Genomic DNA, 26,385 nt, shown 5'->3' with positions numbered 1-26,385 from the left:
GTTCTTAGCGCCCGCTGACGCGGAGTTCAAGTCGAGAGTCTGTCAGTTTCGGGGTGAATTGCAGCTGTGCCATTCGTGTTGTGCGTGTGCTTTTGCCGCTCTCGCGGTTCAGCATGTCCGTTGCATGAAGGCACTATGACCTTTTTGCAACATGGCCCGGCGGAATCACAGAAGCTCAGCGTCGTCTCCTTCCATGGGGCGCGGAGTTTCGACATATTCGCCACAGCTCCGGGAAACCGGGCGTGTCCGGTATTAGATTCGGCAGAACGGATCAGGCGGGCATCTGAACACTCACTAAGGGGTACAATCGTGAGCAATTTCTGGGAACGCGAGCGCCTGCTGCGCTCGACTATCCTTGCTGGTTTTGCCGCGGCCGGCCTGGCGATCTCGCCGGCCTATGCGCAAGACGAGGAAGAGGATGAGTCCAGCGACGAAGAAGTTATCGTCGTTACGGGCTCCCTGCTGCGTCGCAGCGAATTCACGTCCGTTGCGCCGATCCAGGTGGTGACCGCTGAGGTCGCGACCCTGGAAGGCCTGGTTGACGCGGCTGAAATGCTGCAGACCGCCAGTGTCGCTTCGGGTTCTTTCCAGCTGAACAACCAGTTCGGTGGTTTCGTCGTTGAAGGTGGTACGGGTGTGAACTCGATCTCCCTGCGCGGCCTGGGCGCCCAGCGCTCGCTGGTCCTGCTCAACGGCCACCGTCCGGGTCCGGCCGGTGTGCGCGGTCAGGTCGGTGCGTTCGACCTGAACGTCATCCCGTCCTCCGTCGTCCAGCGCTTCGAGATCCTGAAGGACGGCGCGTCCTCGATCTACGGTTCTGACGCCGTCGCCGGCGTGATCAACGTGATCACCCGCACGGAAGTCGAGCGTCCGGAACTGACCGTGGCGATCAACCAGCCGTTCGAGAGCGGTGGTGAAACCTACGACATCTCCGGTGCCTATGGCCTGAACTTCGACCGTGGCAACATCGTGTTGGCCGCTCAGTACCAGCTCCGCGAAGACCTTTCGCTGGGCGATCGTGACTATCTGAGCTGTCAGCAGGACCTGGTCTATGATGCGCCGAACGGCAATCGCCTCGACCGCGAAGACCGCTCGATCACGGCCGGTACGGAATTCTCTGGCTGTAACCACATCTACGCCAACACGCTGATCGACAACCTGTATGGTACGGGTCGTTACATTCCGGACCCGACGGGTACGGGCGTGTCCTACTTCCCGGGCTATCGTCCGCGCGCCAATGGCCGCTATGACGACGCACCGGGTGCGACGGCTTTCTACGAAGACGTGCTGGCTGACCCGCGCGTTCTGACCACGGATGCCATCAACCGTCAGGAGCGCATGAGCTTCTACGCCACGTCCAACTTCGCCCTGGATATCCTGGGCGGCGTCGACTGGGGTTCGGAATTCCTGTTCACCCGCCGCGAGACCACGTCCGACGGCTGGCGTCAGTTCTTCCCGCTCGTCGGTGGTGCTCAGGCGGCTCCGTTTGGCGCGATCTATGGTTACGCCAATGACCCGACCTATGACCACCCGCTGGGCCTGGTTCAGCCGGTCGTCCTGTGGCCGTCGAACTCCTTCGCCCACGTGGACTACACCGCGATCAACACCCAGCTGGACGGCGGCTTCAGCCCGTGGTTTGGCCCGATGTCTGACTGGTCCTGGTCCGCATCTGTCCAGTACTCGCGTTCCGACGCCGAGTATGGTGGCAACGCGATCGTGGCGTCCCGCTCCGGTGACTCCCGCTTCGATGACGATGCGCCGATCTATGATCCGTACGACCCGACCTTCCTGAGCGGCAATTACGACCAGTCCATTTACGACTCGATCTCCGCGGATATCCTCGGAACGACGGTCTACGAACAGACGGTTGTGAACGCTGTCACGACGGGTGAACTTTTCGATCTTCCGGCCGGCCCGATCGGTGCCGCTTTCGGTTACGAATATCGTGAGTTCTCGATCAACGACACGCCGGACCAACTGTCCCGCGATGGTGAGCTTTGGGGTTCCACGAGCGCCCAGGTCACCGCTGGCGAAGACTCCGTGCACGAATTCTATGGCGAACTGGAAATCCCGCTTCTGGCAGGGGCTCCGCTGGCCGAATCCGTCACGCTGTCTCTGTCCGGTCGTACGTTCGACTACGAGTCCGCTGGCTCGAACGAAGTCTGGAAAGCCGGCCTGAACTGGCAGGTCACGCCGACCGTCCGCATTCGTGCGACGCAAGGTACGTCCTACCGTGCTCCGGGCCTGTACGAACTCTTCCTGGGCAACCAGTCGGCGTTCGCCGACCAACTGGCGATCGACCCGTGTATCGACTGGCAGAACTCGACCAATGCCAACATCCGCACCAACTGTGCGGCTGAAGGCATCCCGGGCGACTTCACTGGTGGTGCGTCCTCCGCGACCGTGTTGAGCGGTGGTGGTGCTGGCGTGCTGGAGCCGGAAACGTCTGACGCCCGCACTTTTGGTGTGGTGTGGACGCCGGAATTTGCTGCTCTGAGCGTGGCTGTCGACTTCTTCGAAATCGAAGTCTTCGACCAAATTTCTCAGCTTGGTGCCGCTTCCATCGTGTTCAGCTGCTATGCTGGCGACACGTACCCGAACAACTTCTGTAACCTGTTCGACCGTAATGGTAACACCAACCCGGTCAGCGCGTTCGCTATCACGGAAGTTCGGGACTCTTACCTGAACATCAACAGCCAGATCACCGATGGTGTCGACCTGACCGTGCGTTACCAGCACGAGTTCGACTTTGGTGACCTGACCCTCGATGGCCAGGCAACTTGGACCAATACTGACGAAGTCAACCTGTTTGATCCGTCCCTGCCGACCAACTTCGCCACGAACGACTTCAACGGCACCATCGGTGACCCGGAGTTTGTTGCGAACGGTCGTATCGCGTTCACGCGTGGCGACTGGACGTATAACTGGTTCGTCAACTACGTCGAAGGTACGAGCAATCAGTCCCTGTACTCCACGGACCTGAGCTCGCAGTCCTACTTTGGCTATGCTGACGCCTACTATGACAGCGATATCGAAGGCCTCTTCTACCACGATGCCTCCGTCCGCTGGACGGGTGACACCCTGCAAATTCTGGCCGGTGTGTCGAATGTCTTCGGTGAAGAGCCGCCGACGCTGTCCACGGGTGTGGGCGCCACGCGCCGCGGTAACGTTGCCCTCAGCGCCACGCAGTATGACCTGCGCGGCCGCACCGGCTTCGTCCGTGTCACGAAAACGTTCTAATCCTTTGGTTTAGAACCCAGGAAACGGGGCGGTGGGAAACCATCGCCCCTTTTTCTTCCCGCCTCCCGAATCTGACCTAGATACTCGAGCAGGCGGCGTATTCGCGTTACAATCTTCCAAGGAGGGGTGCCGCCTGGTCGGCACGTAGGAGGAGACACCCATGTTGAAGCAGGCACTGCTTTCGATGGCCGTGGCAGCGGGCTTTCTCGCCCCGGCCGGTGCAGAGATCACGGCGGACCCGATTTCGCCGGATGCTTTCGCACAAATCCCCAATATCCAGAGCGTCTCGCTGAGCGCGGAAGGCGACATTGTCGTGGCCGTGGTGGCATCGCCCGGGTCCGACAATGAGCGCACCGCGCTGGCCACTTGGCATCTGGACAATCCCAACCAGCCGCCGGTGGTGACGCCGAGCAATAACCGCATGTCGATCATTGGTGCGGCCGCCCTGAAGCGCGACCGGATCCTGGTCGTCGGCCGCCAGGAATGGACCGGCCAGCTGGGCGGTTGCGGTGAAGGCCGTGTCACCGGTGCGACCGCGACCTTCGTGACGAAGGTCTATCTGACCGACGCCGAGCACAGCGATTTCGACGAAGCCTTTGAAGGCAGCGGCCGCGCCCTGGGCGTGTCTCAGGCCACCCAGCGCTGCTTCGAAATCTCCGGTACGACCAATATCGTGTCCGATCTGCCGCTGGATCCCGACAACATCATCATCCAGCGTCTCAATGAGTCGTCCCTCAGCTCTGCCTATTATCGCTACAATCTGGCGACCGATCAGGCCGAGCTTCTGCTGCGTGCCGGTGGCCGCACCGATGTGAGCCTGTTCGATCGCCGCAATGGCGATGTCCTGGTCCGCAGCGAGCTGGAGCCGGTGTCCGGTGAGCTGGATTATCGCGCCCTGACCTACATCCTCAATGAGGATACAGGTGAGTTCGATGTCCACGATCCGCTGACCTACAACGTGTCCGACCGCTACACCGTGTCTGTCGTCGGCCGCGATGAGGCGACGGGCCAGTACTTCGTGCTGACCGACCAGTTCAACGACCATGTCCAGGTCTATGCCTATGACCCGGCCACGCGTCAGTATTCGGACGGGGCGATCCTCGCTCACCCGCAATTCGACGTGACCGGCCTGATCCGCGGTCAGCATGAAAGCAATTTCAACGACGTTCTGGGCTTCCGCTATGCCGGTGCCCGCGGCAATGAAATCTATTGGGTCGACCCGACCATGCAGCAGGTCCAGGCCGTACTGGACCAGCAATTCCCGGAGCACGGGGCCCAGATCATGGACTGGACCGAAGGCTTCGGCACGGTGTTGTTCCAGGTCTCCGGCAGTGACATGCCGCCGTCCTACTACATTCTTCGCGACAGCCGTCTGACCCTGCTGGGCAATGCCCGTCCGTGGCTTGACCAGGAAGATCTGCCGACCAGCGAGCTGATCTATTACGAGGCCCGTGACGGTCTGCGCATTCCGGGCATCCTGTCCACGCCGGCCGGCTGGGAACCCAGTGATGGCCCGCGTCCGGCGATCGTGCTGCCGCACGGTGGTCCCTGGTCGCGTGACAGCACGCAGTGGGATGCATCCGGCTGGGTGCCCTTCCTGACCTCGCGCGGCTATGTGGTTCTGCAGCCGCAATATCGCGGTTCCACGAACTGGGGCCGTGAGCTCTGGCTGGCCGGTGACGGTCAGTGGGGTCTGGCCATGCAGGACGACAAGGATGACGGAGCCGCCTGGCTGGTCGAGAACGGTTATGCCGATCCGGACCGGATCGCGATCTTCGGTTATTCCTATGGCGGTTTCGCCGCAATGGCGGCGACGGTCCGTGAAAACGGTCCCTTCCAGTGCGCCATTGCCGGTGCCGGCGTGTCCAATCTGGGCCGTATCGGCGGCAATTGGAGCACCAACCGTCTGCAGCGTGTCGTTCAGGGCCGGACCGTGACCGGTATGGATCCGAGCGAGAACACCGAGCACGCCAATATTCCGATCCTCATCTATCATGGTGACCGGGATGTCCGCGTGCCGCTCTTCCACTCGACGGATTTCTACAATGCCATCCGCAACCGGGTGGATGCGGAACTCCTCGTGATCGAAGACATGCCGCACTCGCTGCCCTGGTATCCGCGCCATCATCGCGAGAGCCTGTCGGCGATTGCCCGCTTCCTGGAAGAGGATTGCGGACCGGGCGGTCTGTAATCCCCACGGGATCACAATGAGAAAGGGCCCGCCGATCACTCGGCGGGCCCTTTTTCTTGGCCGTCAGGCGAAACGGGCGGTCAGGCCGCCATGACCCGCGCCACTTCATCGACCAGCTCGCGCAGGTGGAAGGGCTTGGACAGGACTTTCGCATTGGTCGGCGCGCCGGAACCCGGGTTCAGGGCAACCGCGGCAAAACCCGTGATGAACATGATCTTGAGGGCCGGATCGATTTCCGCGGCCCGGCGGGCCAGCTCGATCCCGTCCACGCCCGGCATGACGATGTCCGTCAGCAGCAGGTCGAACAGGGCCGGCTGTTCGCCGATCGCATCGAGACCTTCCTCGCCATCCGCGCATACCTGGACCTCATGCCCGGCCCGTTTCAGGGCCTTGGCGAGGAAGTCGCGCATCGAGTCATCATCTTCCGCCAGAAGAATCTTTGCCATGTGGATCCCACCCTTCGATTCGTCAAAGTGAGAGCATCCTACAGCGGTCTGGTAAAAACCTGCTGAACGCGCTGTAGCGCTTGACCGGTGGAGTGCAGCTGACCACTCTTGGTCCATGGCTGCTCCGGACACATCATCGCTCGACTTGAGCCTTTCGGCAAATGCAATCGGGCGCACTGGCATGATCCGGATCGACCGGCCGGCGTCCGGCCAGGCCGTGCCGCTGATCGTGGCCTCGCCCCATTCCGGCCAGGCCTATCCCGATGAATTCGCGGAACAGGCCTGTCTCGACCGCCTCACCTTGCGCCGGTCCGAGGATGCCTTTGTCGACGAACTGGTTGACCAAACACCGGAATTTGGCGGCGCCATGCTGCGGGCCCTGTTCCCGCGCGTCTATGTCGATCCCAATCGCGGGCCGTGGGAACTGGATCCGGGCATGTTTGCCGACCGTCTGCCCAGCGAAGCCGATACGGTATCGCGGCGGGCCTCGTCGGGCCTGGGCGTAATTCCCCGCATCGGTGTGGAAGGCCGGCCGATCTATCGCTCGCGCCTGCGTTACGCGGAAGCCCGGGAAAGGCTGGATGCCTGCTACACGCCCTATCACGACGCGCTGGCCGGGCTCATCGACCAGACCCGGGACCGCTTCGGCCACGCCCTTTTGATCGACATGCACTCCATGCCGGCCCAGAGTGCGCGCGGTGTGGATATGGTGATCGGGGACCGGTTCGGCTCGTCCTGCCATCCCGCCCTGACCGACCGGGTCGAACAGATCCTGACCCTGATGGGATACGTCGCAGTTCGGAACATTCCCTATGCCGGCGGCTATACCACGGAGCATTATGGACGCCCCGTGGAAGGGGTGCATGTTGTCCAGATCGAGATCAACCGCAGCCTCTACATGGATGAAAGTCGGGTCGTGAAACTGTCTGAATTCGACTCCTTCAAGGAGAATATCTCCCGCTTTATCAGCCTGTTGTGCGAAACCGACTGGCACAGGCAGCTCGCGTCACAATCACGCCCATAATAAGCGAATACTCGATGCAGCCTTCGCCCGGCACGTGCTTTGCTCTCCTGTGAGGCGTGTGTCCCAACGCGACGCATTTCGAGACGCGAAGATAGGCGGCGAGTAGTATGACCAACGATATTGACCTTCATGTGGGCAAGCGCCTGCGCCGTCGGCGCCGGCTGCTCGGCCTGACCCAGCAACAGCTGGCCGAATCTGTCGGGATCCGTTTCCAGCAGATCCAGAAATATGAGTGCGGCGCCAACCGGGTGAGCGCGAGCCGCCTGTTCGAATTGGCTGAGTCGCTCGATGTGCCGGTGCAGTACTTCTATGAAGGCCTGTCCCAGCGCGATGAGGTGGCCAATGAAGGCGCCCTGGCGGCGGACATCCTCTCCCAGAAGGAAACCGTGGACCTGATCCGGGCCTATTACCGGCTTGGCGAGCGTCCCCGTAAACGCCTTCTGGAACTGGCCAAGTCGCTGGAGCCGGAAGAAGCGGCGAATGATGCGGCCTGAAAGGGCGGGCTGACGGATTGACGGTGTTATTGCCAGGCCGTCTGGCAAGCCCTTGCGGGCCATGCTAGGCGGCTTGTCATGACCCGTTTCGATCTGTCAGACGACCTCAAGCTTGCCAACGCCCTCGCCGATGCGGCCCGGGCGGCCATCCGTCCCTATTTCCGGGCGGAACCGGATATCGTCAACAAGCTGGAGACCGGATTCGATCCGGTCACCGCCGCCGACAAGGCGTCGGAACGGGCGATGCGCCAGCTCCTGGCCGAACACCGGCCGGAGGATGGCATTCTCGGTGAGGAATTCGGCGAACACACGGGCCGGTCCGGGCGCCGCTGGGTGCTGGATCCGATCGATGGCACGCGCGCCTTCATCTCCGGCCTGCCCAGCTGGACCGTGCTGATCGCTCTGGAAATGGACGGTCGGCCCGGTCTCGGTCTGATCGACCAGCCCCATATCCGGGAACGTTTCGTCGGCCAAGCCTCCGGCACGGAATTGCATGGCCCGGACGGTGTCCGGCGCCTGTCTGTGCGGCCCGATGTGACGCTGGACACGGCCATTCTCAGTTCGACCGATCCCTATCTCTTTGAAGGCGCGGAAGCCCGGGCCTTCGTCGCGGTCCGTGAGCGCGCGCGCCTGTGCCGCTTCGGATTCGATGCCTATGCCTATGCCATGCTGGCGACCGGCGGCGTCGATCTCGTCATAGAGAGCGGGCTGCAAATCTATGATGTCCAGGCCCTGATCCCGGTGGTCGAGGGCGCGGGCGGTGTGGTCACCAACTGGTCCGGCGGCGATGCCAGCCAGGGCGGACAGGTCGTGGCGGCCGCCAATCGCGATCTGCTAGACGCCGCCCTGACCCATCTGGCCGCCGCAGCGGTCTAGCGGTTGAACAGGACCCGCTGCGGTTCTGCCTCGAATTCGAGGCGGACAATCGAGCGGTTGGACCGGTCCCGGGGCCGAAAGTCGACACGGTTCTCCTCACCGGTCAGGGCTTGGCGCGTGCCGTCAGCATCAATCGCCCAAGCCTGCGGTGCCGGACCGTCGAACACGAATGTCACCGTCTTGAACTCCGGCGCAAACAGGGCGGCCACCCCGGCCGCGCGGCGCACAGCCCGGTTGGCCTGTTCCAGTCCCGTGACCAGATCCTCCCGTTCCGGCGTCTGCCAGTCCGGGCCGGCATAGGCGAACATCAGGGACATGGACATGGTCTGGCCGGGTTGATCCGTCCACACATCGGGATCCGCAGCCAGGATTCCGGCATCGGGCGGATTGGAGACTTGTCCGTTGGGCAGAAGCTCCAACTGTGTCCGGGTGTCGTCCTGCAGATACCACAGACCGATATCCTCGGCCGGGACACCGGCGGACGACCGGACGACATAGTCCAGACGGAAATGCGACCGGTCCTCCGGCGCGAGCTCCAGATAGGCCGTGCGGTGCGGGAACAGCATGGAGACCGGGCCCGCAACACGGCCTTCAGCCTCCTGGGCCAGGGCCGAAGCCCCGGTCAGGAGGAGAAGGCAGGCAAACAGAATTCTCATTCGGCGTCGGGCTTCCGGAACAGCAGGGTCATGCGGTCGCTCTCACCGATGGCATCATACTGCGCGCGGTCGAAATCCTCGAAACCCTCTTCGTCCTCGGCCGGCGAGCGGCGCGTCGGCGGCAGGGTCCAGACCCCATAGGGATGGTCGGCCGTGTCGGCCGGATTGGCGTTCACTTCGGACGCCTCGACGAATTCGAAGCCGGCTTCCTCGGCCATGGCGATGACATAGTCCTGCTGGACATAACCGCTGCGGGCCATCGGGTCCTGTTGCCGGGTGGAGGGCATGCGGTGTTCCACCACGCCCAGTATGCCGCCCGGACGCAGCGCGGTGTAGAACTCCGCAAAGGCCGGTTCGGCCACACCGCCCGCCATCCAGTTGTGGATGTTGCGGAAGGTCAGGACCGCGTCCACCGAACCGGCTTCCACGACCAGGCCCACTTCGGAATTGAAGTCGACAATCTCCGGTTCGCCATAGGCCGGCACATCGGACACCCGGGCCTCGAAATTGGCGCGCGAACGGCGGCGGTAATCACTGCTGGAATCCGCCGGGAAGTGGGCGGCGACATAGGTGCCGTCATTGGCGGCGATCCACGGCGCCAGCACATCGGCATACCAACCGCCACCAGGCCAGATCTCGACAATGGTGGAAGACGGATCCACGCCAAAGAATTCAAGCGTTTCGGCCGGGTGACGCCAAGCATCCCGTTCGGCCGCTTCGCCGCGCCAGTCGCCGGCCAGAACCGTGTTCAGGTCGGAATAGTCGACGACCGGCTCCGGTGCCTCGGTCTCGGCCGGCGCGGCGGTTTCGGTCACGCCTTCTTCAGCCGGCTCTTCGGCGGGATTGCCGCAGGCCGACAGGCCGAGAAGCGCAACGGCGGACAGACTGCCCAGAAAAATGGAACGCATGAATTGTGTCTCCCTCAAACTCGTCCCAGTCCTAGCCAAGTGCGAAGATTCAGGCAATCGGAAGCGGGGGACTTGCGGAACACAAAATCGCTACCCAAATGTGGATCACGGGTCGCCGCTACGGGGCCCGGAAACCCGGCTGTAGCCCTCGTGGGACAGCCAAGCTGAAACCGCCCGAATTCGGGCCTGTTTGTCGCTCAAGAGAGGATAGACTGACCATGCGTACTGTTGATTTTACCCCGCTCTACCGTTCGATCGTGGGCTTTGACCGCCTTGCGGACATGATGGATTCCGCCACCAAGATCGAATCCCAAGGCTACCCCCCTTACAACATCCAGCACGTCGACGAAGACGAGTATCTGATCGAACTCGCTGTCGCCGGCTTCGGTGAGGAAGACCTCACCGTGGAAGTCCAGGAGAACGTGCTCACCGTCTCCGGCCGTATCGGTGAAAAGGACGGTCAGGACGACCGCCGTTTCGTCCATCGCGGGATCGCAGAGCGCGCTTTCGAGCGCCGCTTCCATCTCGCGGATCATGTCGAAGTGACGGAAGCGGGCCTGAAGAATGGTCTTCTGGCGATCCGTCTCGTGCGTGAGATCCCCGAGGCTGCTAAGCCGAAGCGGATCACGATCCAGTCCGGTCCGGGCAAGACCAAGGCCAAGCTGATCGAAGGCGGCAAGACCAAAGCTGCCTGATCCGGCGCACTTCTCACGTATCCCTTCAAAAAACTGGCGGCGGACCTTTCGGTTCGCCGCCTTTTTTTCTGTCTGGAGACTGTCCGTGCTCAGGCCGCGTCGAGATCCACCGCGCCGTCGAGTGAGCCGGCATTCTCGCGGAACTCGCCATCGACGCTGGCGCCGGTGAAACAGGAGCCTTCGAACACCGCGCGCCGGGCATCCGCCCCGTCCAGCCGGGCATAGGAGAAGTCCGCGCCGGCGGCCTTCAACTGGCGCAAATCCGCGCCGCGCAAATCGGTATACCGGGCCCGGACACCGGCCAGCGAGGCCGGGAAGACCCGGTCACCTTCCAGAAGGAGCGGTCCCAGCTGGCAATCGCGCAGATCGGCATTGGACAGATTGGCCCCGGTCAGGTCGGCCCCGCGCAGATCGGCACCGCGGAGGGACACCATGCGCAGATCAGCCTTTTCCAGACGGGCGCCCTGCAATTGTGCGCCTTCAAGGTCGAGCCCGTACAGCGTTGCACCGCGGGCGTGGAAGGCAGTCAGCGTCTTGCCGGCCAATGAGTTCAGGCCGCGAAGATCGGTCCCGTCGAACAGGGAGGGTTTGCCCTCCGCACCGTTCGTGTCGCACCATTTCACATGCTCGGCGATCTGGTCCGCCACCGGGCTTTCCAGGTCCTTCGCATCAATGCCGACCGCTTTGTCGGTGAGGGCACCCTCCGTATTCATCCGGTCCTTCTTGGCCATCATCATCTTGGTGCCGACCAGGACGGTCTGGGAGAAATCGGTATCGGACAGGTCTGCGCCGGACAGGTCGGCGCCTTCCAGATTGGCACCCTGGAAGCTGGAGCCGCGCAGATTGGCGCGGATCATCCGCGTGCCCAGAAGCATGGCATCCGTGAAGTCGGCCTTTTGCGCCGTGATGCCGGCCATTTTCGAGCGCGACAGGTTGGCGCCCGTGAAGTTCGCCGTGCCTGCGTCATTCTCCTGCGTCTTGTGCGAGAGGATCGACAGGCCCTTTTCCTTGTCGACCTGGGCGATCGCGCCTTCGCGCATGTCCGCCTCGGTCAGATCGGCGCCGGTCAGGTTGGCGCCGCGCATGATGGCGCCACGCAGATCGGCCCGGCGCAGGCAGGCACCTTCCAGATTGGCGCGGCGCAGATCCGCCGCGAAAAAGACTGAACTGTTCAGCGTGCAACCGGACAGATTGGCGCCGCGCAGAACGGCACCGGAGAAATCGGCGTCGGACAGGTCGCGATTGGACAGGTCCAGATTTTCCAGGATGCAATAGGACAGGCTGGCCCGGGCGCCGCCGGACTGGGCAGACCACAGGCGTTCATGACGCTCACACACCAGATCCAGCTCGGCCTGGGTGAGGATCTTGAACTCGATCTTGCGACCGTTCATGGGCGGGTTCCTGTCGGTAGAAATCAGAGAACCACGCTATACTCAGAGAGTTAATACTGCGTGTGCCCGCTGTCATGCGGTATTCGGGCGAGCCCCGCCTGCAGCAGAGTTTCGGCTAGGGGCGTGTCCGGTTCCACCCGAACCCGGTTCTTGCCGGCCTGGCCCAGCTCGAACAGACGCCGTTCGATCATGGCGCCGTCATCGACATCCAGCTCCGCGTCATAGCCGTGGCGGCGGCGGTCGGCATAGACCAGCGGCCGGCCGGTTTTCAGCCGATGGAAAAACCCGGCATAGAGGGCGAGGGCGGTGTCGCCCAGAAGGCCGAGTTCCACGGCCATGCCGGCGTCTTCCAGGATGGCCAGTCCCTTGCCCGCCACCTCGGCATAATCATCCTGGCAGGCGACAACCACCCGGCTGACCCCGGCTTCGACCAGGGCGTCGGCACAGGGCGGTGTCTGCCCGTGATGGGCACAGGGCTCCAGCGTGACATAGGCGGTGCTGCCGCGCGCAGCCTCGCCGGCTGCTTCCAGGGCCACGCGCTCGGCATGAGGGCGTCCGCCATCCTGTGTGGCACCCGTGGCGATGATATGACCGTCCTTGACCAGGACGCATCCGACGGAAGGATTGGGCGCGGTCCGTCCCTGCTGGCTCCGGGCCAGCGCCAGAGCCAGGCTCATGGCGCGCAGATCATCGACCGCCGGCATGGGTCAGGGCAGGGGCGGCAGAGGCTTGGCGCGGCTTTCGTCCAGATAGCGCGCCGAACGGATGGTCAGCCCGTCATCAGCCAGATCGATCAGCAATGGATTTCCGGTCGGAACCTCGATGCCCATGATGTCCGCGTCCGATACCTTGAAGAGCAGCTTCACCAGGGCGCGCAGACTGTTGCCGTGCGCCGCCACGATCAGGTCCTCGCCGGCTTTCAGATGCGGCAGGATATCGCTCGTCCAGTAAGGCTCGACCCGGTCCAGGGTCAGTTTCAGGGATTCCGCACCGGGCAGCAATTCGCGGGCGACGTCCGTATAGCGGGGATCATTGACCGGGTGATATTCGTGATCCTCGGCCAGTTCCGGCGGCGGCGTGTCGAAGGAGCGGCGCCAGATATGGACCTGTTCATCGCCATGCTTCTCGCGGGTCTCATCCTTGTTGAGGCCGGCCAGTCCGCCATAGTGCCGTTCATTGAGGCGCCAGGATTTCTCCTCGGGGATCCACAGCCGGTCCAGGCCTTCCAGCGCGTAGTGCAGGGTCTTGATCGCGCGCTTGAGCACCGAGGCATAGGCCCGCACCGGCTTGAACCCGGCTTGCGCCAGCAAAGTGCCTGCCCGTTCCGCTTGCGCCACGCCTTCATCCGTCAGGTCGACATCCACCCAGCCGGTAAACCGGTTTTGCAGATTCCACTCACTCTGGCCGTGTCGGATGAGTGCGAGTTGCGGCATGGCGATTCTCCCCTTGGAAAGCTGCGCGAGCGATAGCCCGGCTGGTCGCGCGGGGCAAGCAGGACAGGCGAACGGGCCTGCAAGTCCCGAGATTCCATCCGGAAAGCCAAAGATTGACGTATCCAGCGGTTGCGGCTTGTGGTATTATGCATCCGTTGGAGGTTTCGGGTCAGCGTACCGAGTGGTTTGCGTCCCAGACTGGACCCACTCAGTGCGTGACCCAAAACGGACGGGCCTGCCCTCACCCGGAAAGGACCCGTCCCCGCATTTGCGGCGCACTTGAATGCCTGGTCCTCTCCGTCCCCCTTTTGGACCACGCAGAAAAGCCGCTCTGGCCGCGCACGTCTCTTCCCCGGACGTGCGCGGTTCTGGTATGGGAGCGTCTCGATCGCCCGACGGCCAGCCATTCCAAGGACATGTCCATGCCCGATTTCGACCCTGCCCGCTCCGCGCGCCATGTCATCGCCACGGAACGTGACGGGCTGGATGCCTTGCATGACTCCATCGGCGACGCATTCAGCGAAACGGTGAACCGTCTGCGCGAGCTGACCGGACGGGTGATCTGCGCCGGGGTCGGCAAGTCGGGACATGTGGCGCGCAAGATCGCGGCGACACTCGCCTCCACGGGCACGCCCTCCTATTACGTCCACCCGACCGAGGCCAGCCATGGTGATCTGGGCATGATCGGGGAGGGCGATGCCGTCCTGGCCCTGTCCAAGTCCGGTGAAACCAAGGAATTGGGCGATTTGATCGCCTACTGCCGCCGCTTCGGGGTTCCGCTGATCGCCATGACCGCCAAGGCCGACAGTACGCTGGCGCGGGCCGGCGATTATCTCCTCGCCGTTCCGGATGCCCCGGAAGCCTGTGGCGAAACCCGGGCGCCGACGACGTCGACCACGCTGATGATGGCGCTGGGCGATGCCGTGGCTGTGGCGCTCCTGGAATCCCGTGGTTTCACCGCCTCCGACTTCAAGACCTTCCACCCGGGTGGTGCCCTGGGCGCGGCCCTCGCTTCGGTCGGCGACATCATGCACGCCGGCGATGCCGTTCCGGTCATCAGCCAGGATGCCGCGATGAGCGAAGTCCTGATCGAGATGAGCTCCAAGAGTTTCGGCTGTATCGGCCTGCTTGATGACGGGGGGCTGCTCGCGGGAATTATTACCGATGGCGACCTTCGCCGGCATATGGGGGCCGACCTGGTCAATCGTCCGGCCCGCGAAATCATGACCCGCGATCCGCGCACCGGCCGGGCCGGCATGCTGGCCGCCGACGCCCTGCGCCAGATGACGGCCGGTGACATTAAAATAAGCCAGCTTTTCATCGTGGATGAGTCCGGTCGTCCGGCCGGCATCCTGCACCTGCATGATCTGTTGCGGGTCGGGCTGAGTTAGTCAGGTTGTACCCGGAAACGAGTCTGGCGCACCTATTCTCATCCGGTTATGGTTCTGTACCGTCTGTGATTTGAACCACGGGCGGATCGTGTTCAGACCCCGGTATGGGTTGCCGTGACATCGCCCTGGCAACCTGGAGTAAGTATGCAGACACCCTTGAGCCTCCAGGTCAAACGACAGCTGAGACCCTTTGTCGTGGTCTTGGCCGGCTTCACGCTGGCGTCGAACCTGCTCTTGCTGGTCGCCCCGCTCTACATGCTGCAAGTGTATGATCGCGTTCTGTCTTCCGGCTCGCGCGATACCCTCGTCTGGCTCACCGTCCTGGCCGTTTTCCTGCTCGCCGTCTATGGCGCCGCCGAAGCCGGCCGCCGCCGGGTCTGCACCCTGGCCGGCGACGCCCTGGAAAACCTGCTCGCGCGCCGCGTCTTCACGCGTTTTGAACAGGACACGCTGGGGCAATCCTCGCTCAGCCGCGACATGACAGCGATCTCGCGCATCCGCAACACGCTCCAGAATGGCGCCGTCCTGCCCTTCGTGGATCTGCCTTTCACGCCGATTTTCCTGGTGGTTCTCTTCCTGGTTCACCCCATGCTGGGCTTCCTCGGCCTGGCCGGTGGTCTGCTCGTTTTCGGGGTCGCCGTGGCGGCGGAACTGACGACGCGGGAACCGGCCAAAGTCTCCCAGGCGGCCCTCCGTCAGGCCGGCGATTTCGCGGGCGGGCTAGAGCGTCAGCGCTCGGCCATGGTCGCCATGGGACTGATTCCGGCGGCGTTCCGGCGCTGGCAGGCGCAAGAGAAAATCGGTCAGGACCTGGCCATGGACGCGGCGCGTTCCGACGGCAAGTTCACCGCCATTTCCCGCTCCGCCCGCCAGATCCTGCAGATCTGTGTGCTCGGGGGTGGTGCAGCCCTGGCCCTGGCGCAGGAGATTTCGCCCGGCGCCATTGTCGCCTCCTCCATCATCCTGGCCCGGACGCTGGGGCCGATCGACCAGATCGTCGGCGGTTGGCGCAATTCGGTCCAGGCTTGGTCGTCCTGGGTGCAATTGCGCAACGGGCTGGGCGATGTCGAAACCGAACCGGCCTATACGCCCATGCCGCGACCGGCTGCCGAATTGGGACTGGACCGTTTGTCGGTCGCCGTTCCCGGCGCCGAACACCCCCTGATCCGACCCTTTTCCTGGTCCGTGAAGTCCGGGCAGATCATTGCCATCGCCGGCGGCAATGGTGCCGGCAAGACCACTTTGCTCCAAACCCTGTCAGGCGCCTGGATGCCGGGCTCTGGCCAGGTCTCGCTGGGTGGCCGCAATCTGCATGAATGGGCCGCCACCGACCGCGGGCGTTATGTCGGCTATGTGCCGCAGGATGTCGAACTCCTGCCCGCCACCATTGCCGAGAATATCGCCCGTCTGGATGCGGCCAGCTCTGATGACATCGTCGCTGCGGCCAAGCAGGCAGGGGCCCATGATGTGATCCTGTCGCTGCCCGACGGGTATGACACCCGGGTTGGTCCGGGCGGCGTGCATCTGTCGGCTGGCCAGCGCCAGCTTATCGGTCTGGCGCGCGCCCTCTATGGCAATCCCGTCCTTCTGCTTCTGGATGAGCCGACCGCCAATCTGGACTCGGCGGCGGCGCCCCGCCTGGTGTCCGCACTGGTGCAGGCCGCCGAGGCCGGTTGCATCATCCTGACGGCGACGCATGATCGACGCGTGATCGAGAAGGCAAGCACGGTTCTGCTCGTTCGCAATGGTGAAGTGATGGCCGCACCCTCCGACCAGTTCATCAAGCTGGCAACCGGGCCGGGCGTTGCGACGACAGCCGCGAAAGGTCCGGCTGCATGACCGCCGCGACAGCCTCTGATGGCCCCACGATCAATCCTCTGCGCGACAAGACCGTCCGCAATACCGCCCTGATCTGTTTCATCGGGCTGGGCGGGTTTCTGGCCTGGGCCGGACTGGCTCCGCTGGCGGAAGGTGTGCCCGCTACGGGTCAGATCGTGGTGGAGAATGACCGGCAGGTGGTCCAGCACCTTGAGGGCGGGATCATCGAGGAGCTGCTGGTCCGCGACGGCGATCATGTCGAGGCCGGCCAGCCTCTGCTCACCCTGCAGGAAACGGCGTCCCAGGCCGCCCGCAATGAGGTTTTGCTCGAAATTGCCGCCCTGACGGCTTCGATCCAGCGCCTGGATGCCCTGCGCAGCAATGCGGAAGCTCCGGATTTCACTGTCCTGGGCGTGTTCGACCTGACGACCGAGGAGCGCGACGAGATCATCACCCGCCAGCGCGACCTGTTCGAACAGCAACGCCAGGCCTTCGAAGCGGATATTGCCGTACTGACCGCCCGGCGTGACGGCGCGCGCTCATCGCAGACCCTGCGGGCGCAGCAGATCACGGTCACCCGCCGTGCCCTCGATGCGGCACGCGATCAGCTGTCCCTGCTCAATGACCGCTATGAGCGCCAGATGGCCCGTCTCGATGAATTGCGGTCCCTGGAACGTGAAGTGGCGTCGCTCGAGGCTGATATTGGCCGTTTGCGCACGGAAGCCCAGGATGCGGCGACACTGGAACAGGACCTGGATGGCCAGATCGATCAGACCCGTGCGGCTTTCCTGCGCCAATTGTCCGCGGATCAGCTGGATGTGCGGACCCGTCTCGGCCAGGCTGAGGAGCGGCTGGGTACGGCGCAGGATGTTCTCAATCGTGCGGTCATTCATGCGCCGCAAGCCGGTGAGGTCCTCAACCTCAATTTCGCGACACGAGGCGGTGTGGTCCGGCCGGGCGAGGCTATCCTGGAGATCGTGCCCGATGCCGGCCAGATGACCGCGTCTGTCCGCATCCAGCCGGCGGATCGCGCCTCGGTCTATGAAGGCCAGGCCGTTCGGACGCGGCTGACGGCCTACAAGAGCTGGATGACGCCCCGGCTGGACGGCGAGGTGGTCTCGGTCTCCGCCGACCTCAAGACCGACCCTGTAACCGGCGCCAATTACTACGAAGTCCGTGTCCTCATTCCGGTCGAGCAAGCCGAGCGCCTGGGAGATCTCGATGTGATTCCGGGCATGCCGGTCGAGGTTTTCATTTTCTCCGGATCCAGCCGAACAACGCTGGACTATTTTTTCGAGCCGATCAGTGAATCGCTCTTCCGCGGCGCGAGGACGGGGTAGGCGATGCCACGATTTCCGTTTCGACCGGTCCTGCTGGCCGTGTTCGGGTTGGCGGGCCTGACGACCGCCGCCGTCGCGCAGCCGGCTTCATCCTGTTTGGCCCTGACCGACGCCATGGGGCTCGCCGCGGCACGGGCCCCGGAAGTGGCCGGGGCGCAGGCGCGTCTCGCCCAAGCTGAGGCGGAAGCCCGGGCGGCCCGTTCCCTGCGTCGGCCCCAGGTCTCGACCTTCGGCCGGTCCAGCGTGGGCGATACCGGTCTGACGTCCAGCCAGATCGAGAACCAGATCGGCGTGCAGGTCTCGCAACGTATCTATGATTTCGGCGATGCCCGCCTGGCCGAGACGGCCGCCCGCAATCAGGTCGATCAACGCAATTACGAGATCGAGGCGCAGCAGGCCGAATCCGCTCAAATGCTGGCTGATGCCTATCTTACCCGGCTGGAAACCCTGGCCGTGATGGATGTGGTGTCGGAACGCCGGGACTATTTTGGCCGTCAGCGCGATGCTGTCGCGGACCTTCTGGCGCGAGGTGGAGCGACGCGCGCTGACCGGGCCCAGATCGAGGCACAGCTGGCCAATGCCGAAGCCGATGCGCTGGAACTTCAATTCCTGGCCGAACAATCGGCGACCCGAATCCGGGAATATGCCGGCGTGGTCGTGGGCGAGTTGTGCGATGATGCGCAGGCTGCTGCGGACCTTTCGGGGCAGATGTCGGGACTGGAGACGCTGGACACTCTGGTCCGTGCGGCCTTGTCCGAGAATCCGATGATCGGCGCGCGGTTGAGCGCGGTGCGCAGCCTGGAAGCGCGGTTGGACCGCGCCCGGCGCAACCGGCTTCCCGTGATCGAGGCCGTCGGTATCGCGTCCTACGTCTATGATGACCAGCGCGAGGACTGGGAAGGCCGCGACCGGCTGGGCGTGGACGTTTCCGTCCCGCTCTATACAGGCCAGGCGCTGGCCGCCGAGCGCGACCAGGCGGCGGCCCAGCTGGAGGCCGAGCGTAGCGCCCTGCGGACCTTGCAGAGGAATATGCGCGAAGAAGCGGAAATCGCCTTCCGCCGCTCTATTTCCCTGGAAGCCCAGCTGATCCGGCGCGAAGCGGTGGCCGCGAGCCAGGCCGAATATTTCGAGGCGATCGAGGGTGAGTTCGAGTATGGTCTGGGGACCTTGCCGGACCTCGTGGACGCCCGACTGGCGCATGAGCAGGCGCAGATCGACGTGATTTCCGCGCGCTTTGACTGGCTGAGACAAAAACTGGAATTGCTGCGCCTGACCGGGCGTACGCCAACGGCCGCGACGGGCGATTGAACGCCCGCCGGCACGCTTTCAAGACGGTGACTCAGGAGACGGTCGCCGATTGTTCCATACGCAGGCTGTCGCAGGCCTGCTTCCCCCCGCAATGATGGACGTTGCGGGTTCGCAGAAGGGGATTGCCATGACCATCGAGAACAAGACGGATCGCCGCAATGCGACCAAAACAGCCCTGATGGGCGGCGCCATGGCGCTGGGCGGTGTGGCGCTGATGAGTGGTCAGGCCCAGGCGCAGGGCGGCGGAGTCCCCGATGGCTACAGTGCCGCGACGGACCAGCCGAATGTATCCAGCGTCGAGCGCCTCGCCGATGGTGGTGCCCGGATCACGCTTGAAGATGGCCGCGTCCTGACCTTCGAAGCCAGTGAAGTGGCGATTGTCGATGGCTATGTCTATCTCGCCGACAGCGCGATTGCCGGCGCCGACTTTGGTGCAGCGGCCGCAGCAGGCGGTGGTGGCGGCGGTGCCGGCGCCATTCTGGGTGTCGTCGGTGGTGCCGGTCTTCTGGGCGCGGCCGCTGGCGGCGGCGGTGGTGGTGGCGGCGGAACGACACCGCCCCCGCCCGCGCCGAACAACCCGCCGAGCTTTACGTCCGAGACCAGCGCGACGGTGACCGAGAATGTGACCGGAACGGTCTACACGGCCACGGCCAGTGATGCCGACAATGACAGCCTGACCTATTCCATCGTCGGTGGGGCGGATCAGAGCCTGTTCTCCATCGACAGTTCGACGGGTGCCGTGACGTTCAACGACTCGCCGGATTTCGAGAACCCGGGCGATGCGGACAGTGACAATGCCTATGAAGTCACCATCCGTGTATCGGATGGTTCGGCTTCTGCGGACCAGACCGTGACCATCACGGTTGAGGACGAGGATGAAGCGCCGGAAATCACGTCGGGCGCGACGGCTTCCACGGAAGAGAATACCGCAGGCGTGGTGTACACGGCTGCTGCCACGGATCCTGAGGGTGACACGGTCACGTACACTCTGTCGGGCGACGATGCCGGCCAGTTCTCGATCGATGCGAATACCGGTGAAGTGAGCTTTGTGTCGGCTCCGGATTTTGAGAATCCGGGTGATGCAGATGGCGACAATGACTATCAGATCACGGTCACCGCATCGGATGGAACGAATTCGTCTTCACAGGATGTGACCATCACGGTGACGGACGCGAATGAGTCCGCGCCGGTCTTCACGTCTGCAACCAATGTCGGGGTCAGCGAGAACTATACGGGTCTCGTCTACCGCCCGGCCGCGACGGATGCGGATACGGGGAGTACCGTCACTTATGAGCTCCTGGCCACGGGCGACGCGGCCGACTTTGTGTTCAATGCGTCCACCAACCGCCTCGAATTCCGGGACCCGCCGAACTTCGAGGCTCCGGTCGATGGCAATGGCGACAATACCTATGAGGTGACATTCCGCGCCAGCGATGGCGAGCTCACGACCGACCTCACCGTGACGATCAATGTCGGCGATGTGAATGAGTCTCCGTCCCTGACGTCCGGGACATCTGTCTCGCTGGAAGAGGGCACAACCGGTGTCATCTACACGGCGACGGCCACCGACCCGGAAAACGACCCGCTTTCCTACAGCTTGTCCGGTGATGATGCCGGCCAGTTCACCATCGACGTGAATACGGGTGAAGTCAGCTTTGTCACGGCCCCGGACTATGATGCGCCGGCGGACGCCAATGGTGACAATGTCTACGACATTTCGGTCACCGCCAGCGATGGCACCAATGCGGTCAGCCAGGACGTGACGGTCACGGTGACCGACCTGAATGAATTTGCGCCGGAAATGGGGCCCGACACCCTGTCGATTTCCATTGCGGAAGATTTCACCAACGTCACGGCCTTCGATCCGCCCGAAACCGATGGTGACGGCCAGACCATCACCTACACGATCATCGGTGGTGCGGATGCGGACCTGTTCTTCCCTTATGAGAACAGCTCCGGAAGGCTCGTCTTCCGAACCGCGCCAGACTTCGAAAACCCGACCGATGCGAATAGCGACAATGTCTATGAAGTCATCATTGAAGGCAGTGACGGCGAGCTGACTGACCAGCAGACCCTGCTCATCACGGTCACGGACCGCAATGATGCACCGGTCTGGACGTCAGGAACTGCTTTCAGCGTTGCCGAAAACAGCACGACCGCGGCCAATCTCACGGCGACGGATGCCGAAGGAAACGCTCTCACTTGGTCCCTGTTGTCCACCCGCGACACCGACCTCTTCACCATCGATGCCAATACCGGTGAACTCAGCTTCATCACGCCGCCGGACTTCGAGAACCCGACGGATGATGACGGCGACAATGTCTACGTCGTGCAGGTCCAGCTCACGGACGGAACCAATCCGGTCCCGGCGTTTGTCTCCATCACGGTCACCAATGTGAACGAGTTTGCGCCGGCCTTCTCGTCGGCAACGGCGGCGAACGTCGCGGAGAACACCACGGGCGTGGCTTATACGGCTGTGGCGACCGACGGGGACGGCGACAGTGTGACCTACTCCATCGTGGGCGGCGCCGATGCGGCAGACTTCAGCATTGATGCCGCGACAGGCGAAGTCAGCTTCGTGTCGGCTCCGGATTTCGAAAGCCCGGACGATGCGGATAGCGACAATGTCTATGATCTGGTCATCCGGGCCAGCGATGGCAGCCAGACGACAGATCTGACGGTTGCCCTGACAGTCACGGACCAGGTCGAAACCGGCGCGCCGACCTTCCAGTCAGCCGCAGCGGGCAATGTGTCCGAAAGCCAGACCTCAGCCTATGTCATCCGGGCCGTGGATGCTGAAGGCGATACCATCACCTATTCCATCTCCGGCACGGATGCGGCCCTGTTTGCGGTCGACAGTGAAACGGGTGAAGTGAGCTTCCTGACCGCACCGGACTTTGAGAGCCCTGCGGACAGTGGTGGCAACAATATCTACGACATCACGGTCACGGCGTCGGATGGCACGAATTCCAACAGCCAGGATGTCGCGATCACCGTCTCTGACATCACGGATGAAGCCGGTGATGTACCGGACAATGACACCACCGAAGTCCACATGGTCTCCGGCGGCTCCTATGTCGGCAATCTGGAAACATCGGGGGATGAGGACTGGGTCCGCGTGGAACTCGTCGCCGGTCAGCGTTATCAGTTCGACCTGGCCGGGACCGGTTCCGACACGCTCGGTGACCCCCTGATCCGGCTGTTCGACGATTCCGGAAGCCTGATCGGCGAGAATGATGACATCAGCCTCGGCGTGAACCGGGACTCCCGCCTGACCTTCACGGCGACCGAGACCGGCACCTACTACATCGAGGTCGACAGCTGGGACGGCGGCTCGGTTGATGAGCGGACGGGTGAGTACACGCTGACGGTTTCTCACACCGATCCGTTGCGGAATTTCTCCTACCAGGAAATCGGCGATTATCTGGCGTCCGGTTTTGGTGGCGGCCAGTTCAACGCTTCCACGGGCGACACGCTGACGGTCAATATCACGGGTCTGACCGCGGACGGGCAGACGCTCGCGCGGGCTGCCCTGGAAATCTGGTCAGATGTGACCGGCCTGATCTTCCAGGAAGTCACGACCACGGCCGACATCACCTTTGATGACGAGGAAGACGGTGCTTTTGCCGGTCCGGATGGTGTCATCGGCGGCTTCTTCACGGCAGCCAGCGTCAATGTCGGCACGAACTGGCTGGATACCTATGGCACGTCGCTCGACAGCTATTCCTTCCAGACCTACATCCACGAAATCGGCCACGCACTCGGCCTTGGCCATGCCGGTCCCTATGACGGGTCTGCCGATTACGGTGTCGACAACATCTATCTGAATGACAGCTGGCAGGCGACGGTGATGTCTTACTTCTCGCAGGGCGAGAACACGGAAATCGACGCGTCGACGGCTTATGTGGTCGGCCTCCAGGTCGCCGATATCATCGCCGCCCGCGACATGTACGGACTCGATCCCACGACCCGGTCCGGTGACACGACCTACGGCTTCAATTCGAACGCCGGAAACACGATCTTCGACGCTACCAACGGCTTTGGATTCGCGACCTCATTCGCGGTCTATGACGCGGGCGGTACCGACACGTTCGACTATTCCGGCTCCAGCTCCGATCAGACGATCGATCTGCGCGAGGAAGCCTATTCGTCGGTTCTCGGTATCCGCGGCAATATCGGTATCGCCACCGGCACCGTGATCGAGAATGCGATCGGTGGCAGCGGTGATGACAATCTGATCGGCAATGCCGCGGACAATGTGCTCACCGGCAATGGCGGCAATGACAGCTTCTTTGCCTCCGGCGGCAACGACACGTTCAATGGGGGTGCCGGCACCGACACGGCCTATTTCTCGGGCGCGTCGACCGATTACACGGTGATTGACAATGGTGGCAGCCTCACCGTGACCGACAACCGGGCCGGATCTCCGGACGGGACCGTGGAACTGATCGGTATCGAGAACATCGTCTATGATGCGGACGACACCTTCCCGGAATTCTTCGGGGCAGCGGGGCCGGATACGTCGGGTGCTGAGCCCATTGATCTGTCCAAGCTTCCCGCGGCCGGAACCGACTTCCCGGTCATGACGTCGCTGACCCAGGATGTCATCGACCACGCGGTGGCGTCTGCCTCCGGCGGCAAGACGGCGCGTCCGGTCATGGAGTCCCTGGGCAATGACGGTCACACCGACCTGACCCTGATGCTCGCAAAGCATGAAGCCGAGGACGATGTCCTGCCGGGGCTGGACCAGGATGTCATTGATGCGGTCAGCCTGGCAGAGGTCCATGGCGACACGTCCGGGTTCGAGCCCCTCTCCGATGATGTCGGTGCTGTTCTGCGCACGGTCGAGGGCCCGACATTGCCGACGGTCATCTGGAACGAGGGTGACACGCTCGATGATGGCAGCATGGTCGCGGTGCTGCCCGACACGGACGGCACCTGGGCCTGATCCAAGGGCCGGGACCGTGGCCGTTGGGTCACGGTCCCGGCCGCTTGGGCCGGTTTGGCCTTGCCTGGCTAGGAATATCCGGTCTTCCGATCTAACCTTCGCGTAGAGGGTGATCGGGGGATCCATATGCGTGTTCTGATTGTGGGCGGTGCCGGTTATATCGGCTCGCATGTGTGCAAGGCCCTGGCGGCGCGCGGCGATGAGCCGGTCGTCTTCGACAATCTGTCCAGAGGCCATGATCATGCTGTGCAGTGGGGACCGCTGGTCCGGGGTGATATCCGGAATGCCGAAGAGCTCGACGCGGCATTCGAGGCGCACCAACCCGCTGCCGTCATGCATTTCGCTGCCAATATCGAAGTGGGGGAGGGGCAGAAGGAGCCCCTGGCCTTCTGGGACAATAATGTCGCTGGCGTGGTGTCCCTGTTGCAGGCCATGAAACGGGCCGGATGTTCTTCGCTCGTCTTCTCGTCGACCTGTGCGACCTATGGCACGCCGCAATCCCTGCCCCTGACCGAGGATGAGCCCCAGACCCCGATCAATGTGTATGGGCGGACCAAGCTGGCCGTCGAGCAATTGCTGGCCGACGTCTCCAGTGCCGAAGACCTGCGCTATGCGGCACTGCGCTATTTCAATGCCTCGGGCGCCAGTCCGGACGGCGAAATCGGCGAAGAACACGATCCGGAAACCCATCTCATCCCGAATGCGCTGAAGGCAGCGGCCGGTCTGGGTGGTCCGATGAAGCTGTTCGGGACGGATTACGACACCGCTGACGGCACCTGCGAGCGGGACTTCATCCATGTCATGGACCTGGCGGCGGCCCATTTGGCGGCCCTGGACCGGCTTCTGTCAGGTGCGGGGAGTTTTCAATGCAATGTTGGCACAGGGACCGGCTATTCGGTGAAGGCGGTTCTCGATACGGTCGAGCGGGTCACCGGGCTTCCGGTGCCGCACGATATTCATGGTCGTCGCGAAGGCGACCCGCCGCGCCTGTATGCCGACGTGACCCGGTCGCGGCAGCTTCTGGACTTCCAGCCGCAGTATTCCGACCTCGAGACGATCATCCGGGACGCTTGGAATTTTCATCGGATTGCCTGGGGTGTCGAGGCTGTGAAGACGGGCTGACGCGGGCGCCAACAGCATTTCCGACTTGAGGAAATGGGTCAGGACTGTTGAAACCGGACCCGAATTCGACGAATTGATTTATTCAGTTGGAACAGACTGCTCGTCGATTGGGGAGGTGAGTCTTGACCGTATTGGTCACCGGCGCAGCCGGCTTTGTCGGTTTTCATGCATCCCTGGCCTTGCTCAAGGCCGGCGATCGGGTCGTTGGCGTTGACATCCTCAACGACTATTACGACCCCGCCCTGAAACAGGCGCGGCTCGATATTCTCAACGAGTACGCCAATTTCAGCTTCCACAAGCTCGATCTGGCGGAGCATGAAGCCGTGATGGAGCTGTGCCGGGCGGAAAAACCGGACCGGATTCTCCATCTGGCGGCGCAGGCCGGTGTCCGCTACTCGCTGGAAAACCCTTTCGCTTATGCGCGCTCCAACCTGGTCGGCTTTTTGTCCGTTCTCGAGGCTGCTCGCGCGCTGGGGGACCATCTCACCCATCTCGTCTACGCCTCATCCAGCTCGGTCTATGGCGAACGCTCCTCCGTGCCATTCCGCGAGAATGATGCGGCGGAGACGCCGGCCTCACTCTATGCGGCGACCAAGCGGTCGGACGAGTTGATGACCGCGTCCTATGCGTCCTTGTTCGGGATTCCGGCGACCGGGCTGCGCTTCTTCACCGTCTACGGCCCCTGGGGGCGGCCGGACATGGCTTACTGGCTGTTCGCCGACGCCATGCTCGATGGCCGTCCGATCAAGGTCTTCAACAATGGCGATATGGAGCGGGATTTCACCTATGTCGATGATGTCATCGAACCGCTCTGCCGGATCTTGCGCGACAAGCCGCGCCGGGGCCGCCATGCGGTCTACAATATCGGCGGGTCGTCGCCAGTGCGCCTCTTGGACATGATCGAGACCCTGGAAACGGCGCTCGGCTGTACCGCGGAAAAGGAAATGCTGCCCATGCAGCCGGGGGATGTGACCCGCACTTTTGCGGACACGACCCGCCTGCAGACCGATTACGGCTATGCGCCCCAGATCCCGATCGAGATGGGACTCAAGCGTTTTGCCGACTGGTACAAGGACTGGCGCAATCGCAGCTGACCGGGTCGGG

19 protein-coding genes are annotated in these 26,385 nt (G+C 63.1%); 13 read left to right on the top strand and 6 right to left on the bottom strand.

What is annotated here, in order from left to right; all coding sequences use genetic code 11:
• Window positions 1-309 precede the first annotated feature (309 nt).
• Window positions 310-3,240: a TonB-dependent receptor plug domain-containing protein gene (locus tag FCS99_RS11040; RefSeq protein ID WP_233352764.1), complete on the top strand. Its 2,931-nt coding sequence runs from the start codon at window positions 310-312 to the stop codon at window positions 3,238-3,240.
• 160 nt (window positions 3,241-3,400) lie between these two features.
• Window positions 3,401-5,431: an alpha/beta hydrolase family protein gene (locus tag FCS99_RS11035; protein WP_138512475.1), complete on the top strand. Its 2,031-nt coding sequence runs from the start codon at window positions 3,401-3,403 to the stop codon at window positions 5,429-5,431.
• 80 nt (window positions 5,432-5,511) lie between these two features.
• Here FCS99_RS11035 and cpdR read toward each other — a convergent pair whose 3' ends face one another.
• The gene (cpdR, locus tag FCS99_RS11030; RefSeq protein WP_138512473.1) at window positions 5,512-5,877 is read right to left on the bottom strand and encodes a cell cycle two-component system response regulator CpdR; all 366 of its coding nucleotides are present in this window, start codon (window positions 5,875-5,877) and stop codon (window positions 5,512-5,514) included.
• 181 nt (window positions 5,878-6,058) lie between these two features.
• On the opposite strand from cpdR, the gene FCS99_RS11025 reads away from it, so the two are divergent.
• The 3 genes from FCS99_RS11025 to hisN all read left to right on the top strand — a co-directional run bounded on the left by FCS99_RS11025 (window position 6,059) and on the right by hisN (window position 8,271).
• Complete coding sequence (locus tag FCS99_RS11025; RefSeq protein ID WP_138512471.1) at window positions 6,059-6,901, top strand: N-formylglutamate amidohydrolase; 843 nt, start codon at window positions 6,059-6,061, stop codon at window positions 6,899-6,901.
• A 107-nt stretch (window positions 6,902-7,008) separates the two neighbouring features.
• Window positions 7,009-7,395, top strand: a complete 387-nt coding sequence (locus FCS99_RS11020; RefSeq protein WP_138512469.1) for a helix-turn-helix domain-containing protein — start codon at window positions 7,009-7,011, stop codon at window positions 7,393-7,395.
• Window positions 7,396-7,473: 78 nt separating this feature from the next.
• Window positions 7,474-8,271: a histidinol-phosphatase gene (gene hisN / locus FCS99_RS11015; RefSeq protein ID WP_138512467.1), complete on the top strand. Its 798-nt coding sequence runs from the start codon at window positions 7,474-7,476 to the stop codon at window positions 8,269-8,271.
• Here hisN and FCS99_RS11010 read toward each other — a convergent pair.
• Both FCS99_RS11010 and FCS99_RS11005 read right to left on the bottom strand, forming a co-directional pair.
• Window positions 8,268-8,927: a hypothetical protein gene (locus FCS99_RS11010; RefSeq protein WP_138512465.1), complete on the bottom strand. Its 660-nt coding sequence runs from the start codon at window positions 8,925-8,927 to the stop codon at window positions 8,268-8,270. The two genes, hisN and FCS99_RS11010, sit on opposite strands and share 4 nt — an antisense overlap.
• The gene (locus tag FCS99_RS11005; protein ID WP_138512463.1) at window positions 8,924-9,835 is read right to left on the bottom strand and encodes a class I SAM-dependent methyltransferase; all 912 of its coding nucleotides are present in this window, start codon (window positions 9,833-9,835) and stop codon (window positions 8,924-8,926) included. Before FCS99_RS11005 ends, FCS99_RS11010 begins: the two co-directional genes overlap by 4 nt.
• 218 nt (window positions 9,836-10,053) lie before the next feature.
• Here FCS99_RS11005 and FCS99_RS11000 point away from each other — a divergent pair, with 218 nt between their 5' ends.
• The gene (locus FCS99_RS11000) at window positions 10,054-10,530 is read left to right on the top strand and encodes an Hsp20 family protein (RefSeq protein ID WP_138512461.1); all 477 of its coding nucleotides are present in this window, start codon (window positions 10,054-10,056) and stop codon (window positions 10,528-10,530) included.
• Between the two features lie 89 nt (window positions 10,531-10,619).
• Here the strand turns inward: FCS99_RS11000 and FCS99_RS10995 are convergent, their stop codons facing one another.
• The 3 genes from FCS99_RS10995 to gpmA are packed head-to-tail and all read right to left on the bottom strand — an operon-like array spanning window position 10,620 to window position 13,354.
• The gene (locus FCS99_RS10995) at window positions 10,620-11,921 is read right to left on the bottom strand and encodes a pentapeptide repeat-containing protein (RefSeq protein WP_138512459.1); all 1,302 of its coding nucleotides are present in this window, start codon (window positions 11,919-11,921) and stop codon (window positions 10,620-10,622) included.
• A gap of 50 nt (window positions 11,922-11,971) precedes the next feature.
• Window positions 11,972-12,625 carry a bifunctional diaminohydroxyphosphoribosylaminopyrimidine deaminase/5-amino-6-(5-phosphoribosylamino)uracil reductase RibD gene (ribD, locus tag FCS99_RS10990; RefSeq protein ID WP_138512457.1) on the bottom strand — a complete coding sequence of 218 codons (654 nt, stop codon included), beginning with the start codon at window positions 12,623-12,625 and terminating at the stop codon, window positions 11,972-11,974.
• A gap of 3 nt (window positions 12,626-12,628) precedes the next feature.
• Window positions 12,629-13,354, bottom strand: a complete 726-nt coding sequence (gpmA, locus tag FCS99_RS10985; protein ID WP_138512455.1) for a 2,3-diphosphoglycerate-dependent phosphoglycerate mutase — start codon at window positions 13,352-13,354, stop codon at window positions 12,629-12,631.
• Window positions 13,355-13,776: 422 nt separating this feature from the next.
• On the opposite strand from gpmA, the gene FCS99_RS10980 reads away from it, so the two are divergent.
• From FCS99_RS10980 to FCS99_RS10950, 7 genes are all read left to right on the top strand, one after another.
• On the top strand, window positions 13,777-14,745 hold the full coding sequence (locus FCS99_RS10980; protein ID WP_138512453.1) for a KpsF/GutQ family sugar-phosphate isomerase: 969 nt from the start codon (window positions 13,777-13,779) through the stop codon (window positions 14,743-14,745).
• A 144-nt stretch (window positions 14,746-14,889) separates the two neighbouring features.
• On the top strand, window positions 14,890-16,584 hold the full coding sequence (locus tag FCS99_RS10975) for a type I secretion system permease/ATPase (RefSeq protein ID WP_138512451.1): 1,695 nt from the start codon (window positions 14,890-14,892) through the stop codon (window positions 16,582-16,584).
• Window positions 16,581-17,903: an HlyD family type I secretion periplasmic adaptor subunit gene (locus tag FCS99_RS10970; RefSeq protein ID WP_138512449.1), complete on the top strand. Its 1,323-nt coding sequence runs from the start codon at window positions 16,581-16,583 to the stop codon at window positions 17,901-17,903. Before FCS99_RS10975 ends, FCS99_RS10970 begins: the two co-directional genes overlap by 4 nt.
• Before the next feature lie 3 nt (window positions 17,904-17,906).
• On the top strand, window positions 17,907-19,211 hold the full coding sequence (locus FCS99_RS10965; protein WP_138512447.1) for a TolC family protein: 1,305 nt from the start codon (window positions 17,907-17,909) through the stop codon (window positions 19,209-19,211).
• A gap of 127 nt (window positions 19,212-19,338) precedes the next feature.
• On the top strand, window positions 19,339-24,159 hold the full coding sequence (locus FCS99_RS10960; RefSeq protein WP_138512445.1) for a cadherin domain-containing protein: 4,821 nt from the start codon (window positions 19,339-19,341) through the stop codon (window positions 24,157-24,159).
• Window positions 24,160-24,285: 126 nt separating this feature from the next.
• Window positions 24,286-25,281, top strand: coding sequence for a UDP-glucose 4-epimerase GalE (galE, locus tag FCS99_RS10955; RefSeq protein WP_171036342.1), 996 nt, complete (start codon window positions 24,286-24,288; stop codon window positions 25,279-25,281).
• Between the two features lie 122 nt (window positions 25,282-25,403).
• On the top strand, window positions 25,404-26,375 hold the full coding sequence (locus FCS99_RS10950) for an NAD-dependent epimerase/dehydratase family protein (protein ID WP_138512441.1): 972 nt from the start codon (window positions 25,404-25,406) through the stop codon (window positions 26,373-26,375).
• The last annotated feature ends 10 nt before the right edge of the window (window positions 26,376-26,385 follow it).

Source organism: Maricaulis alexandrii (assembly GCF_005871165.1).
GTDB lineage: Bacteria > Pseudomonadota > Alphaproteobacteria > Caulobacterales > Maricaulaceae > Maricaulis > Maricaulis alexandrii.
The sequence above is the reverse complement of the archived record's forward strand: the minus strand, read 5'-3'. Positions and strand labels throughout refer to the sequence as shown.